Annotated in this window: 10 protein-coding genes, 1 tRNA gene and 2 pseudogenes; 6 read left to right on the top strand and 7 right to left on the bottom strand. The window is 53.4% G+C overall.

What is annotated here, in order from left to right; translation table 11 throughout:
* Window positions 1-26: 26 nt before the first annotated feature.
* Window positions 27-1,370, bottom strand: a complete 1,344-nt coding sequence (locus ATG98_RS14515) for a DNA recombination protein RmuC (protein ID WP_228706273.1) — start codon at window positions 1,368-1,370, stop codon at window positions 27-29.
* A 563-nt stretch (window positions 1,371-1,933) separates the two neighbouring features.
* On the opposite strand from ATG98_RS14515, the gene ATG98_RS14510 reads away from it, so the two are divergent.
* Genes ATG98_RS14510 through ATG98_RS14500 form a run of 3 tightly spaced genes read left to right on the top strand, consistent with a single transcriptional unit; the run spans window position 1,934 to window position 4,945 of the window.
* Entirely contained in the window at window positions 1,934-2,482 is a 549-nt protein-coding gene (locus ATG98_RS14510) for an ATP-dependent zinc protease (protein ID WP_228706150.1), read from the top strand.
* A complete protein-coding gene (locus ATG98_RS14505) occupies window positions 2,479-3,996 on the top strand; it encodes an inactive transglutaminase family protein (protein ID WP_098423641.1) in 1,518 nt (505 codons plus the stop codon). Before ATG98_RS14510 ends, ATG98_RS14505 begins: the two co-directional genes overlap by 4 nt.
* Before the next feature lies 1 nt (window position 3,997).
* Window positions 3,998-4,945, top strand: a complete 948-nt coding sequence (locus tag ATG98_RS14500) for an alpha-L-glutamate ligase-like protein (protein WP_098423639.1) — start codon at window positions 3,998-4,000, stop codon at window positions 4,943-4,945.
* Window positions 4,946-4,966: 21 nt separating this feature from the next.
* Here ATG98_RS14500 and ATG98_RS22995 read toward each other — a convergent pair.
* Window positions 4,967-5,104 (bottom strand): annotated as a pseudogene (locus tag ATG98_RS22995) (BCCT family transporter); the annotation flags it as partial.
* Between the two features lie 365 nt (window positions 5,105-5,469).
* Window positions 5,470-7,071 carry a BCCT family transporter gene (locus ATG98_RS14495; RefSeq protein WP_098417865.1) on the bottom strand — a complete coding sequence of 534 codons (1,602 nt, stop codon included), beginning with the start codon at window positions 7,069-7,071 and terminating at the stop codon, window positions 5,470-5,472.
* Window positions 7,072-7,480: 409 nt separating this feature from the next.
* Between ATG98_RS14495 and ATG98_RS22990 the strand changes: the two genes are divergently transcribed.
* Together ATG98_RS22990 and ATG98_RS14485 are read left to right on the top strand one after the other, a co-directional pair.
* Window positions 7,481-7,768 (top strand): hypothetical protein, encoded by a 288-nt coding sequence (locus ATG98_RS22990; protein WP_416376578.1) that lies wholly within the window; start codon window positions 7,481-7,483, stop codon window positions 7,766-7,768.
* 155 nt (window positions 7,769-7,923) lie between these two features.
* Window positions 7,924-8,000 (top strand) — tRNA-Pro (locus ATG98_RS14485).
* Between the two features lie 332 nt (window positions 8,001-8,332).
* Here the strand turns inward: ATG98_RS14485 and ATG98_RS14475 are convergent.
* Window positions 8,333-9,478: a hypothetical protein gene (locus ATG98_RS14475; protein ID WP_098417863.1), complete on the bottom strand. Its 1,146-nt coding sequence runs from the start codon at window positions 9,476-9,478 to the stop codon at window positions 8,333-8,335.
* A gap of 1,162 nt (window positions 9,479-10,640) precedes the next feature.
* Between ATG98_RS14475 and ATG98_RS14465 the strand changes: the two genes are divergently transcribed.
* A complete protein-coding gene (locus ATG98_RS14465) occupies window positions 10,641-10,946 on the top strand; it encodes a BLUF domain-containing protein (protein WP_098417862.1) in 306 nt (101 codons plus the stop codon).
* A 59-nt stretch (window positions 10,947-11,005) separates the two neighbouring features.
* Here ATG98_RS14465 and ATG98_RS14460 read toward each other — a convergent pair whose 3' ends face one another.
* From ATG98_RS14460 to ATG98_RS14450, 3 genes and pseudogenes are all read right to left on the bottom strand, one after another.
* Entirely contained in the window at window positions 11,006-11,518 is a 513-nt protein-coding gene (locus ATG98_RS14460) for a DUF6701 domain-containing protein (protein WP_323807760.1), read from the bottom strand.
* The gene (locus ATG98_RS14455; RefSeq protein ID WP_228706149.1) at window positions 11,509-13,386 is read right to left on the bottom strand and encodes a DUF6701 domain-containing protein; all 1,878 of its coding nucleotides are present in this window, start codon (window positions 13,384-13,386) and stop codon (window positions 11,509-11,511) included. The genes ATG98_RS14460 and ATG98_RS14455 overlap by 10 nt, the downstream gene beginning before the upstream one ends.
* Window positions 13,361-13,504 (bottom strand): annotated as a pseudogene (locus ATG98_RS14450) (transposase); the annotation flags it as partial. The gene ATG98_RS14455 and the pseudogene ATG98_RS14450, both read right to left, overlap by 26 nt.
* Between the last annotated feature and the right edge of the window lie 86 nt (window positions 13,505-13,590).

Genomic DNA, 13,590 nt, shown 5'->3' with positions numbered 1-13,590 from the left:
AAAATCTTCGATTTAGTGTTGGTAGTTCACACGGTGTTGCTGCCATAACTGTTTTCCTTAATGGATTCGCCGGCGTCCGGCTCCGTGTGCCCTGGCGTATCGGAGACGCTCTTGTTAGGGCCAAGGGCGGGCTCTGAGTCAAAACCGGAATCAAGGTCGGAGTCGGTTTCAGGGTCGACTTCGGCCTGTTCGGTGACGGCTTTGGGCAGTTCTTTTTTCACCCGCACTCCCAATTCTACAAAGCGGTTGGCTTGTGAAATCAGGTTGCCGCGGCCGCGGGTCAGGGTATTCATCGCACTGTCGTAGCTGCCCTGAGCGGTATGCAACTGGCCGCCAAGGCGTTCCATAGCTTCTACAAACACCCGTAATTTATCGTAAACTGCGCTCGCCCGTTCCGCAATCAGTCGGGCGTTCTGGCTCTGGCGCTCGTAACGCCAGATGTTTTCGATGGTGCGCAGAGTGGCCAACAAGGTGGTGGGCGTCACCACAATAATCTTACGCTCGAAGGCTTCTGAAAACAGGCTGTCGTCATGCTGAAAAGCCGCCACAAAAGCCGGTTCAATGGGCATAAACAACAGCACAAAATCCGGTGAACGCAAACCGTTGAGCTGGCTGTAATCTTTATCGCTCAGACTGCAAATGTGATTGCGCACGGCGTCCATATGCTGCTTCAGCGCCGCATCACGGGCGCTGCCTTCGTCGCTGATAACCCACTGCTGGTAAGCCACCAGCGACACCTTGGAATCTACCACCAGGTTGCGGCTATCCGGAAGATGCACCACTACGTCTGGCCGCAGCAGCTGATTATCGCTGTCGCGGTAGCTGCCCTGGGTTTCGTATTCAATACCTTTACGCAACCCAGACCTTTCCAGCACCCGCTCCAGAATCAACTCGCCCCAGTTACCCTGTATTTTTTTATCGCCTTTTAAAGCTCGCGTCAGATTGGAGGCTTCTTCGGTAATCTGGCGGTTAAGCTCCTGCAACGATTTTATTTCGCTGCGCAGCGCCTGGCGGTCGCGAGTTTCGGTGGTGTGTACCGTTTCCACGCGCTGTCGGAAATCGCTGAGTTGATCACGAAACGGTTTTAGCAGCGTATCCATACTGCTCTGGTTCTGCTGACTGAAGCGCTCGCTTTTCTGATCAAATATACGGTTCGCCAGATTCTCGAATTCCTGTTTTAACGCATCGCGGTTATGCTCCAGAAGCGCCAGTTTCTCCGCCGCCGACTGGCGCTCATGGGCCAGCATTATCTGCTGCTCTCTTAATGCCAGTTTCAAATCGTTGTAGTCGGCGAGCAGGTGGCGGTTATTTTGCCCGGCACGCAGCAGCAATCCGGCTAATATCAGTACCAGAATAGAAATCGCCGCCATCAGCGAGAGTACAAGCACGGGTTGGTCAGCCACCCATTGGCTGAAGGTTTCAAGCACGGGCGTTTACTCCTGCGGTATTATCATTGGTACAGTTCGCTGACAAGTTTAACCTATTCGTTTGCCATTGTTGCTGGCGGGGTACACGTTGCCTTAATCATCTGTAAACAAATCGCTACCGTGAGTTGCTGTATACTGCGCCGAAACACCATCACACAATCATTTCGTGCCGCTGACCTGTCAGTTCAGGCACTTTTTTGTCATTTCCTTCGGGGGTAGTTCATGGGTTTCAAGGGTTTCATGGGGTCAAAGCCTGGTGGCAACGTCCACTTGGCGCTGCCATTGTTGGTGATACTAACTAGCCTGGCCGGCTGTTCGGCAGATCAGTACTTTATGGTACCCAAATCCAATCTGGAAACCGTGAACACCTCGGTGCAAAACCAGCGGGCTACGCTGGTCACCATAGAGAACAACGCCAAGGTACGCTTCGAGCAAGCAATCAACGATCAAACCGCATCGACCGAAACCATTCTGCAAGCCATAAGCGCCCAAGTTAAAGCACCAGAATGCCCCCCGTGCCGAAACAGCGGGCTTGCCCCGCGGCTACCGCAGCCAAGGCCGTGGCCAGTCAGCTCAAAGGCAAACTCATTGTGGGCGGAGTTGAAAAGTTCTTCCTGACCGCAGCGGAAACCGTTTACAACGCCCGTATCGATAGCGGCGCCGAAACTTCTTCTATTGACGCGCGAAATATTGTGCGATTCGAGCGCGACGGCAGCAACTGGGTACGCTTTGATGTGCCGGTTCCTGGAAATAAAGAGCCTGGTGACAAAGAGCCCGGCAGCGAAGAGCTGCTAACACTGGAAAAAGAAGTCTCGCGACGGGTGAGAATTCTTCAATCAAACGTCGAGGACCCTGAACGCCGTGTGGTGGTGGAATTGCAATTTGTTATAGGTAACCACACACAAGTGGCCGAATTCACCCTGACCGACCGTTCGCACCTTACCCATCAAGTGCTGATTGGCCGCAACGTACTGCGCGATGTGATGTTGATTGATGTCGGCAAAGAGTTTGCAACCGAACTGCCCGACACCATGGTCAACGGCGGTACATTATGAGTACCCGATCGCGCACACCCTTTTACATCGCTATTTTTCTGATTATTGCCACCGGCATTTCCCTGGCGGTGTGGCGCCACATTGAACTGGGAATTCCCTGGCTGACCGGCGAACAACGGCCGGTGTGGATGGTAGAGGCACGGGTGGATTTTGACGCCACAGGCGGCTCCGTGACGGCGGCACTGAACGTGCCCGATCAGCCCCCGGGTTTTCATACCCTGAGCGAACTAGCCGCCTCCCCTGGCTACGGCTTTTCTATTCTAGAACAAGGTGGCATGCGCCGCGCCGAGTGGACTAAACGGGATGTGACCGGTCCACAAACGCTGTACTACAAAGTCCAGTTGATACCAGACCCAGACGTGCGCAGCTTACCCGCCAAAGTAAAACCGGTGGCGCGCACCGTGTTTTGGGAAGAACCCGAAGCCACCGCTGTTCGGGAAATACTGGAGCAGGCCAGGCAACGTTCCAGTAACCCACAAAGCATGACCCGTGAGCTGATCCGGCTGATGCAACCAGACACCGGCACCCAGAACACCACCCTTCTGATTGCCGGCGAAAACTATCTCGACCTACTGGTCGACATGCTGAACTTCTCTGGCATACCCGCTCGCGCCGCCGATGGCCTGAAGCTGGAAGATGCTCGCCGGCGCCAACCGCTGCTGGCGTTCCTGCAAATTCACACCGGCGAAAAATGGCTAACCTTTGACCCCCGCACCGCTGAACAGGGCGTGCCCGAAGATCTGTTGTTGTGGCGCCAGGGATCCGCGTCGCTGTTGGACGTAGTAGGCGGCGCCAACTCCGAAATCAGCTTCTCTATGCTGCGCCAGACCATTCCCGCCATCCAGCTGGCAGCCATGCAATCTAAAGAGACCGGCCTCGGCTTTCTGAGTTTTTACGAACTGCCGATTGAAGAACAGGGCATGTTCCGCATGCTGCTGCTTTTGCCTTTGGGGGCACTGGTGGTGGCCTTCATGCGCATGTTGATCGGTATTCGCACGTCCGGCACCTTCATGCCAGTACTGATTGCGGTAGCGTTTGTGCAGACCACTTTGATACCCGGGCTGGTGGCATTTTTGTCGGTGGTCGCCATTGGCCTGTTGATGCGCAGCTACCTTTCCAGCCTGAACCTGCTGCTGGTTTCGCGGATCTCGGCGTTGATCATCCTGGTGATATTCATTACCGCCGGTTTGAGCGTTGTAGGTTATCAGATGGGCTTTAATACCGGCATGACGGTGACTTTCTTCCCTATGGTTATTATCGCCTGGACCATTGAGCGAATGTCGATTTTGTGGGAAGAAGAAGGCGCGCGGGAAGTCATGAGACAAGGCTCAGGCAGTCTGTTTGTCGCCATTTGCGCCTACCTGTTGATGAGCGCACCTTTAGCCGGACACCTGACCTTCAACTTCCCCGAATTGCACCTGGTTATTCTGGGCCTGATTCTGCTAATGGGTAATTACACCGGCTACAAACTCAGCGAACTGCGCCGTTTCACACCGATGAAGGTGTACGACTAATATGGACTGGATATCACCGTTTACGTTGAACCGCCTGGGCATGTTGAACATGAACCGGCGCAATGTAGACTATATTGCCCGCTACAACGATCGGTCCTCCTACCCGCTGGTCGACAACAAGCTGAAAACCAAATTGGTGGTGGCTGAATACGGTGTAAAAACACCGCGCCTTTTGCAGATTGTTAGCCAACAACACGAAATTTCCCACTTCCGTGAACTGTCTGCGGATTTGGCCGGCTTTGCCATAAAGCCTGCCAAGGGTTCTGGGGGTAAGGGCATCACCGTCGTCACCGGGCGCGATGGCGACGAATTCGTCAAAGCCTCCGGCGCCCGTATTGGCGTAGATGTGCTTGAACGGCACCTGACCAACATTCTGGCGGGGCTGTATTCGCTGGCAGGCGCCTCTGACGTGGCCATTGTCGAAAACCTGGTGCAGTCCACACCGGATCTGGCGCGCTATTCGTTTCAGGGCGTACCAGACATCCGCATTATTGTGTTTCAAGGCTACCCGGTAATGGCCATGCTGCGGCTTGCCACCAAAGCGTCAGACGGCAAGGCCAACCTACATCAGGGAGCTGTAGGCGTAGGACTAGACATCGGCACAGGGAAAAGTCTGAACGCGGTTCAGTTCAATCGCCCCATTCTTCTGCACCCGGACACCGGCTTATCTTTGGGCAATATCCATATTGTCGCCTGGGATGAAATGCTGGAAATGGCCTCCCGCTGCTATGAAGCGACCGGGCTAGGCTATATGGGCGTAGACCTGGTGGTGGATGTGGACGAAGGCCCGCTGCTGTTGGAGTTGAACGCGCGCCCCGGGTTGGCCATTCAAATGGCCAACGGCTGCGGCCTACTGCCGCGCTTGCGTGCCATTGAAAATCTGAAACGCCCCCACTTCACCCCCGGTGACCGCGCTCGCTTTGCAATGGAAGAATTTCACAAGCGCTAGAGCACATCGGCATTCGTGCAAAAGCCCGGCACTGATCGAAACAGCCTGAATAGCTCCGAGTGCACCATCACCGCCGCCGAATATCAACACCGCGGCGATTGCGCCTTCCATCACCACCCAGAATACACGCTGGGCTGTGGGTGCATCGGTTTTGCCACCTCTCGAATATTCTTGCCGGGCTCTATTCATTGGGCGGTGCACCTGATGTTGCCATTGTCTAGCAGGGACCGCTGCTGCTGGAGCTCAATACTCGCCCCGGGTTGGCAATCCAGATGGTGAGCCGGGGTCTCAGGCCACGGTTGCAGAAAGTGGAGGCGCTGCGAAGACCGCACTATTCGCCCGAGAAATGGGTCAAGTATGCTACGGCGGCGTTTGGATATTTATAGCAATGGGCTGTAATAAAACTGGTTGCAACAAAAAAGGGGCCTTTGAAGAAGGCCCCTTTTTTGTTTTTCTTGCTTTTTTATTTAAACGCTAAAGGTATTAGCAGTGAAAAGGGCCGGCTAATCGTCGGCCTTCCTTGGTTACGTCATTTTGCCTTCTGCAATCAGCAGGCGGCGCTCATGGTTCAATCCTTTCATCAAGCTATAGCTCATCGCCAACAGCACGAAGGTGAACGGCAGACCAACACTGACCGCGCCGGCTTGCAGCGCGCTCAAGGCATCTGCGCCGCCCACAAACAGCAATACACCTGCAATCATGCCCTCCGTAACCGCCCAGAAAATACGCTGGGTTTTGGGGGCATCGATTCTACCGCCAGAGGTGATACTGTCGATAACCAGCGAACCTGAGTCCGATGATGTCACGAAAAACACCAGAACCAGCATTATGGCCATGAAGGAAGTAATCGCGGTAAAGGGGATATTTTCAAGCATCTGAAACATGGCCAAAGACACGTCAGTCAAGCCTTCGCTCGCAAGCGTACCCACGCCTGCCTCAATTTGCGCCAGGGCGCTGCCACCAAAGGTGCTCATCCAGACAATAGTGATCACGGTGGGGACCAACAAAACCGAAATTACGAACTCGCGAACCGTGCGCCCCTTGGAGACCCGGGCGATAAACATACCGACGAAGGGTGACCAGGAGATCCACCATGCCCAGTAGAACACCGTCCAGCCATGGAACCAGGTGGTATCTTCTTCACGACCGAAGGGGTTGCTCAGGGGCAGCATGTTGCCAACGTAGGACGCAGTAGTGATCCACATCTGCTCTATGATTCCGAGGGTTGCACCTGCGAAGAAGACAAACGTCAGCAATAGGCCAGCAATGATCATATTGATGTTACTCAACAGCTTTACGCCGCCGTCAATACCGCGAATGACGGAAAGGGTAGCAACGGCCGTAACACCGGCAATGATGCCAACCTGAACGTTGAGACCGCCCTCGATCGCTTCGGGAAACAAAAAGGCCAGACCGGCTGCTGCTTGCTGGGCACCAAAACCAAGGGAGGTGGCAAGACCGAAGATGGTTGACAGAACCGCAATGATATCGATGACGTTGCCAGGCCAGCCCCAGACACGGTCACCCAGGATCGGGAAGAAAGCCGAACGGATCGTCAGGGGAAAGCCCTTGTTATAGGTGAAGAATGCCAGGGAAAGACCTACGATGGCGTAGATTGCCCAGGGATGCATGCCCCAGTGGTACATGGTCGCACCCATGGCCAACCTCGCGGCTTCCGGCGTATTGGGCTCAACGCCCAGCGGGGTGCCATACCAGTCGGTGAGGTAAGCCACCGGCTCGGCCACGGCCCAGTACATCAGGCCAATGCCCATGCCGGCCGCAAACAGCATCGAAAACCAGGAGATCCGGGAGAATTCCGGCTTGGCGTCCTGACCGCCTATACGGATTTTACTGACCGGCATGACGATCAGAGCGAGACACAGAAGAACGAAAAAGTTTGCGCTGAGCAGAAAGACCCAGTCGAAAGTTGCGATAGCACCGTTTTTGGCGCTAGCAAGCAACTCCCCTGACGCTGTGGGGAAAATCAGTGTTCCTACGACAAACAGGACGATAAGCAGCGCTGTCACCGGGAACACAACGTTGTGTATGTCAAAACCAAACTTCTCGATGTTGTCTTGTCCTACCACATAGTCGGTTTGATAATCGTCTTTAACAATGTTGCCCACAGTGGAGCCTCCTTCGTTGAACTACTTTAAACATCATTGAACTTCGTCAGTTTGTGCGGTTAAATCGGTACTCTCAAGATTTGCGAAAAAACCAGTTTATAGTTTTGTGCTTCATATATCAAAGTCACCTCCCTGCCCATAGAGAGCGTAAATCAACCTCCCAACCCTCCGCTCGCCTAAGGAGGCACGCTTAATGCCCAAGTTAACGAACCCGGTACCTGTTCGTTACACCGTCTACATTCTTTGTGTTGTGACCTTTTTCATGTCGCTTCCGTTATCTCTGATCTACACGTCAATGGCGTTTTTCACTGCCCTCACGGGATCAGCGGGCCAAGAATATTCTGGATAAGCAACCGCATGGCTCCCAGCTTGAAATGTATGGTAAGGATTCGAATGGATGAATCACTCCATGGCGTCCGGCGATATCAAAAGCAGTGATTTCCGTATCCTGATCGGCAAGGCCTGCAAAAAGCCTTACAACGCCAGTGTCTTTGTAAAAGCCATGCTGAAAACCGGAAGGCGACCTGACTTTATCGTCGTGGATGGCGGCGAAGATGGAACCCGAGCGGCGCCGCTTGAGCTTATAAAAGGCGACACCGGCCTGACCGTATCCGACAAGTACTGGGGAGTATCCGATCCGGACAGCTTCGCTCCATCCGAATTCGTGCGCAAACTGCGGGAAACCAAATTACGTTAACGCGCGCCAAAACCCGCACAATTTCGTCGGTTGGTGTTTCTTTTTGGAATTTGCTCGTGTAATATTCGCTCCCGCTAAGCCACTGAGATTCCTCTTTAAGTCTCATTGGCCTGTGCCACCAAAATATCGTTTTGGATAGGCATAAATTAGCAAATCGGGGCGTAGCGCAGCTTGGTAGCGCACTTGCATGGGGTGCAAGGGGTCGTAGGTTCAAATCCTACCGTCCCGACCATATTCGTATAAAAGAATCAGTCACTTAACGGTGGCTGATTTTTTTATGTCCCAAAATTGTCCCAATTTTTTAATTCTTCACCACCAGCACACCTCTACGAACATCACGCTGATCTTACCCAGAATCTAAATAACGGCCATACAGGCAGCACCATCCCGCCAAGGAGCAGCGATTTGGGCTTTGGATCCAGCGAATAGTCACGGATATCGAAAACCAGTGTCAGGGCACCGATACCAAGCAGTATGTTGGCAGGTAATCCGTAATCCGCCAGCCAGCCCCAAAAGGATGCTCCAATGAACATTAGCAGCAGTCCGTTGACTGTTCGGCGTCAACTATCCTGTCCGACCGGACAGGATAGTTGACGCCGAACAGTGGCCAGTGATGCTTGGAATAACGACTTTACGCAGGGGGAAGTGATAGCCATTAGGCACCGAGGACAACTGATCATTGCCTAGTTCTATTACGAGGCTATAATTGCAATCACGCCTAAGGAACAATTCAACACGGTAGGTGTTCCAGCAATCTACATCCCAGTTTGCCTGTCCTTTCAAGCTGGGAAACTCCAGACGCCGATCCCTCTCAAACGTTGGCGAAATCGTTTTTTGAAACTGATTACCTGAAACTCGGAAAATCGCGTTTTCAGCGAATGGTAAACCACGCTTTGCGCTTTTAAACTGACTCTCTTCTGTCCAAATTAGATTACCGGTGAGAACAAATTCCTCTACCTCAACACATCTCCTGTGCTTGGATGACTGGGTCAGAGAGACTGGTTTATTAAGCCCGGCAGATCGGTAGTGTTTTTCCTCACGCAACGCCAGAAGCGCAGCACCGACAGACGCCAGATCTAAAGCGTTAATTTTCTCAAAAGCTAGCCCCTCTGCCTTAGCATGTTCTCGTAGCCCATTAGTACTTGGAAGGTCTGGGCTACCCACCGGAATCGAAATTTCTTCAATCAGTTCAATGTCGTAATAGGTTGAAGCCCAGAAAAAACTCTCTAGGTCATACGAGGAACCCTTCTCATTATTTAGCCTCTCATGTCCCTGCCGCAAAGCGTGGAACCACTCGGCAAACTTTGGACTCAACAGGAACCGCTCTAGCTTGGACAACATTTCGGTGGTTTGTCTTGGTGCCAACACAGGTGGCGAATAAGTTCCTTCTGGCCATGGAGTAACACTCTCAGCGAGGCGCTGGAGAAAATCCCTATCAAAGAGCGTACTCAAAACGGTTTGAAGATGCCGCTTTCGAGACAACTCGGCTTCCTCGGCAAGAAACTCAGAGATTGAACCAGATACCTCCGCCTGAACATATCGACCCGGGATACCTCGGGGTTGCCCGAAATTATCGATTAACTTCTGCTTCAAATCTTCATTCAATCGCCATGCCCCGCGCAGACCCTCGGAAATGCGTGGGGGCGCAACATCTAGGTAGTGTGCTAAACGCTGTTTTGTCATCCGCTTGGATGAGTCAAGCGCGTGCATAATTAGCTGCTTGCTCTGTCTCGGTGCCGGAATAGCTGTTTTTCGAAGTCATTTATTACTCCTGTGAGTTCTTTTTCATCACCGACTACTCTATCAGGAAGAAATTACGATATTTGCGTAATTATTTTGTAATTAATTACATACTGTAGAAATAAAAAAAGAAGTAGCTGGAATGAATATCGTTTGTACCGCAATTTGCATAGACGCAAGATTCCGAACATCTGCAGTCTTGGCAAGCTTGGTACGCTGAACTTTTTCTGTATGCTAGTTGAAAATGCACGGCCAGCCAGCGGTGCCTTAAAAACACTGGCAGCACGCCATGAACCACCTCCGTTCGGGGGCGTGCACAATTGTTACTGCGTCCAACCAGGTGCCGGCGGCCAGAGGAACGCTTCTCATCAAGTAGTTATCAATGCTGACTCTTTTGAACTGGCCAGCAAGCAGAGCAAAGTGCACTCACAGCCACCGGTTGATGCGCTGAGAAACGTCCTTCTACGACACGCCGTCACCCACGCTGACGAGACACCGGTCGCAGTAGGAATGCCGGTCACCCGGCACCCCCTGCACAGATCCGTACGTGCGCTACTCACGCACACGGCTCCTATCTTGAGTGTATACCGTCAAATCGTTTGTTTGGCCAAGGATGCACAACTCTGGGTTGTGACAGCGCGTCTCGCAAGAACTGACTGAAGCGCGCCCACACGAGACGGTAGCGCTGGCTGCGGCGCCGTAACGCCTTCATCCAGAGCTTTCCAAGTTCCGTGTGAAAGCGGCTCACCCTGATGACGTTGCCTGGAACGGCAAAGTAGTTCAGGTGACCCCGCATCACTGCAGCCAGCCAGCGTTTCTGCTCGCCAACCGGCCGATGCCTGTTTCGGTATAACCAGTCCTTGACGCTATGCAGCGTTCGTCGCGTGCGGCTCACAGATGTTTGCCGCAGCAACATGAACGTCCGTCTATCACGCAGGACTGCACAGCTGTGCGTGAACCCCAGAAAATCGAACGACTCAGGCTTTGGTAGCCCTGCTGTCGCACAGTCCTTCCGGGCAAAGCGTCCAAAGCGGATGAGCTTCGTCTTGTCCTCGTTGAGCGACAGTCCAAAGCGATCCAACCTCTGGTGCAGCTGACTCAGGAACGCCTCCGCATCGTCTTTTCGTAAGCACTGCTGTTCCTGGACGGCTATTTCGTGCAGGTACTCGAAGGCGAACCGTTTCGAGTGCAGGAACGCTTTGCGATCATTGCCGCCGACCCACGGCACGAGGACGTGCAGCTGCGTGCTGTTTCCCGGGTGCAGACCCGGCTATTTCCCGACCAGTGGATGGCGTTGCGGCTGCAAAGCAAGATCGACAGCCGTCGCTTCGAAGAAATAGGCTATCTCCCGGGCCTGCCCGCTGCGCACTTTGACGCTGCAACCGTGCTCAGATTCGTGCAAGCCTGCTGCGCCGATTTGGAATTGCAGTCAACATAAAGAACGGGAAAACAGGGGACGGATTTCAAATCCGTCCCCTGGGTTAGGGTCGCTTATCTTCAGTTGTTCAGCACTTCGCGCCAGTAGATAACGCGGTCGTTACCTCGGTAGACGCCGAAGGTGGCGGTGGCTTGGGGATTTTCCAGAAAGCCATCCTGATTCCAGTCGCCCTGTAGCCACAGCGGCACCGCGAAGGTAGCAATCACATCGCCCTGGTTGTTGGCGCCCGGCGCCTTCAGAATGAGTTGCTCATCTTCCTCTGCAGCACCTGCCAGGAGGGTTCCGGATGTTCCGATTACAGATGTGTTGCCGCCGCTGAGATTACTCTGGTCTAACGCGACATCCGCCGCCGTGTTGTAAGACCAGCACCCATCCGCGCTATTGATGATAAAGCCACTGGAGGTGTAGAACTCGGCCTGGAATGGCATTTTCAGGTCGGAAGTTTCCAGTCCGTAGACATTTTCCATCTGCAAGCGGCCATAGCGCATTTCAAGCGGAAACTTTGGGGCAATCGCCACGGACAGTTGCGGCGAAGAGACGTCGTCGGCATCTGCCAGCCCGGTCAACTCAATGCGATAGTCCGGAGCCAGTGGCAGGACACGGGATTGGGTGGTTTTGCTGTAGGTGATCTCGTCATCGAGCGAAAATAGATACTGTAACCGGCCGCGGCCAATGACTGACACCCCCCCAGTTCCAGAGTTGTAGATACCGGGAAAAGATTGCCCGCAGCATCAAAGGCCGTAACATCCGAGCTCCCCGCAGTGCGCACCAGATCAGTGGCCAACAAGCGTTGAAAATTGCCCAGTGTGTAATTGCGGGTCACGTCGCCGCTGGCGTTCCAGGCTTCCAATGTCAACATCGGTTGCACGCCTGTTTTCCAGTGCAGATTCTGTCCCATGTAAGCAAAAGCCGTGGAAGCCGTGCAATAAGGCTCTACCTCACCGTGTTCAGCAACCACAATATTGAACCAGTCTGGGATAAAACGGCCCACGTGCGCAACCTGGTCTCCGACTACATCGGCAGTGCCCAGATAACGGCCGCTCAGGAGCGATGGCATAATGCTGACAATACCCACCTCGGGCCACTGAAACTGGCCGCAGGCCCTGCCCCCGCTGGCCGCATTACCGCTGCAATCCTCACCGAACGCACCAAACGCACCGGCTAACGGCGGCGAGCCGCCATCGGCAGGGGCCACCAGCGCTGTCTTCCGCTGGACAGATTCAGCCAAGGTTTCCCGGCCAAAATTGGCCGTCACATCGCCAAGAGCGTTGATTGACGATACCCGAATTTCAAAATCCTGACCGGCAGCCACAAAAGCAGTGCCATCCTGCACGGAAGTTGCGGCCTTGTTCCCCGGTATGGCTAGCTCGAAATGATCCGGGCGAGCCACAAAAGTACCTTCACCGAGCATCACCAGCCCCGCGTCTTCACCGGCACCCTCGTACCGAGCCTTCAGCAAAACACGGCCCACATCTTTGTACTGAATCGGAAAACGGGCTGCGCCTGTGCTATCAAAATCCAGTGCCAGCCTATGGCCGCTTAGCAAATCGCCGCCGCTTTCAACCGCTAGCGTTCCTGTTGACGGGTTCTGGTGCACAGTGTTGAACTCGATGTCTTTTTTACCGGTAAACGCTGGCACGCACTGGCCAGGATCCTCTTCACCGGTTTTAACAGCCAGAATCGACGCTTGAACCTCCTGGCCAGAAATATGATTCGAAATAGTCAGAGAGAAGCCGGATTCAGCAAAAACCAAGTCGCAACTGATTATACTGCCATTAAAACAGACGGTTGGGTTCGCTGCGGCTATGGATGCATTTGCTAGCGACAAAATGGCTGACTCAGCGAAGGTATAGGGAATGCGGGCAGTGCCTGTGCCGGTAAAGCGGATACGATCAGTGACCGAACCAGAACCCGTTGCAGTAACGTCTAGCGTTACGGTTTCACTGCTGAGTGTGCAAGAACCGTCATAGGCATTGGTACAGGCGTTGATGGTGACGGTTTCTGGATCGCAGGTCAGACCCTTGCCATCGTGAATGATTTGATAGTGGTCTATGTCTGTGTCTACGGCTGATGGAGCCCCACAACCAGCCGCTCCAATTGAGTTATCTGCGCCTAATGTGACGTACCCAGTGGCGTACAGACCCCCACAAGCACCACCAATACCTCTTAGTGTGGTGTTTGCTCCGGTTGAGATATAGGTACCTGCCAAAAAAGTGCCTATCAGATTTGCGCTTGCGCCTACAGACGTGTAGCCCTTTGCATTCCAGGTAATCGTGCTGTTGGGGGTTACATTTTTCAACACTATGTTTGTGCTGGCGCCAAAGGTAATGTATGAGTCGCTATTAATAAGCCAATGGCTATCCACGCCTCCACCATCAAACGTGAGGGTTTTGCTAGGGTCTGTTGACGTTTCATTACATCGGCAACCATAAAAACCCACAAGCCATGGCGACGCCGCTCTGATAGTTGCGTTTCAATTTGTCATAGCGCGTCGCCAGCCCACGAAAATGTTTCAAGCGTGCAAACGCATTTTCCACCAAATGACGGTGGCGATATAACCGAGACTGTGAACCTGATTCCATGAAATGGCATGTAAATTCGCTACCAATTGAAGGCAACTGGTCGTAGTCGAGACAACTGTCCG

Source organism: Marinobacter sp. LV10R520-4 (assembly GCF_002563815.1).
Classification (GTDB): domain Bacteria; phylum Pseudomonadota; class Gammaproteobacteria; order Pseudomonadales; family Oleiphilaceae; genus Marinobacter.
The sequence above is the reverse complement of the archived record's forward strand: the minus strand, read 5'-3'. Positions and strand labels throughout refer to the sequence as shown.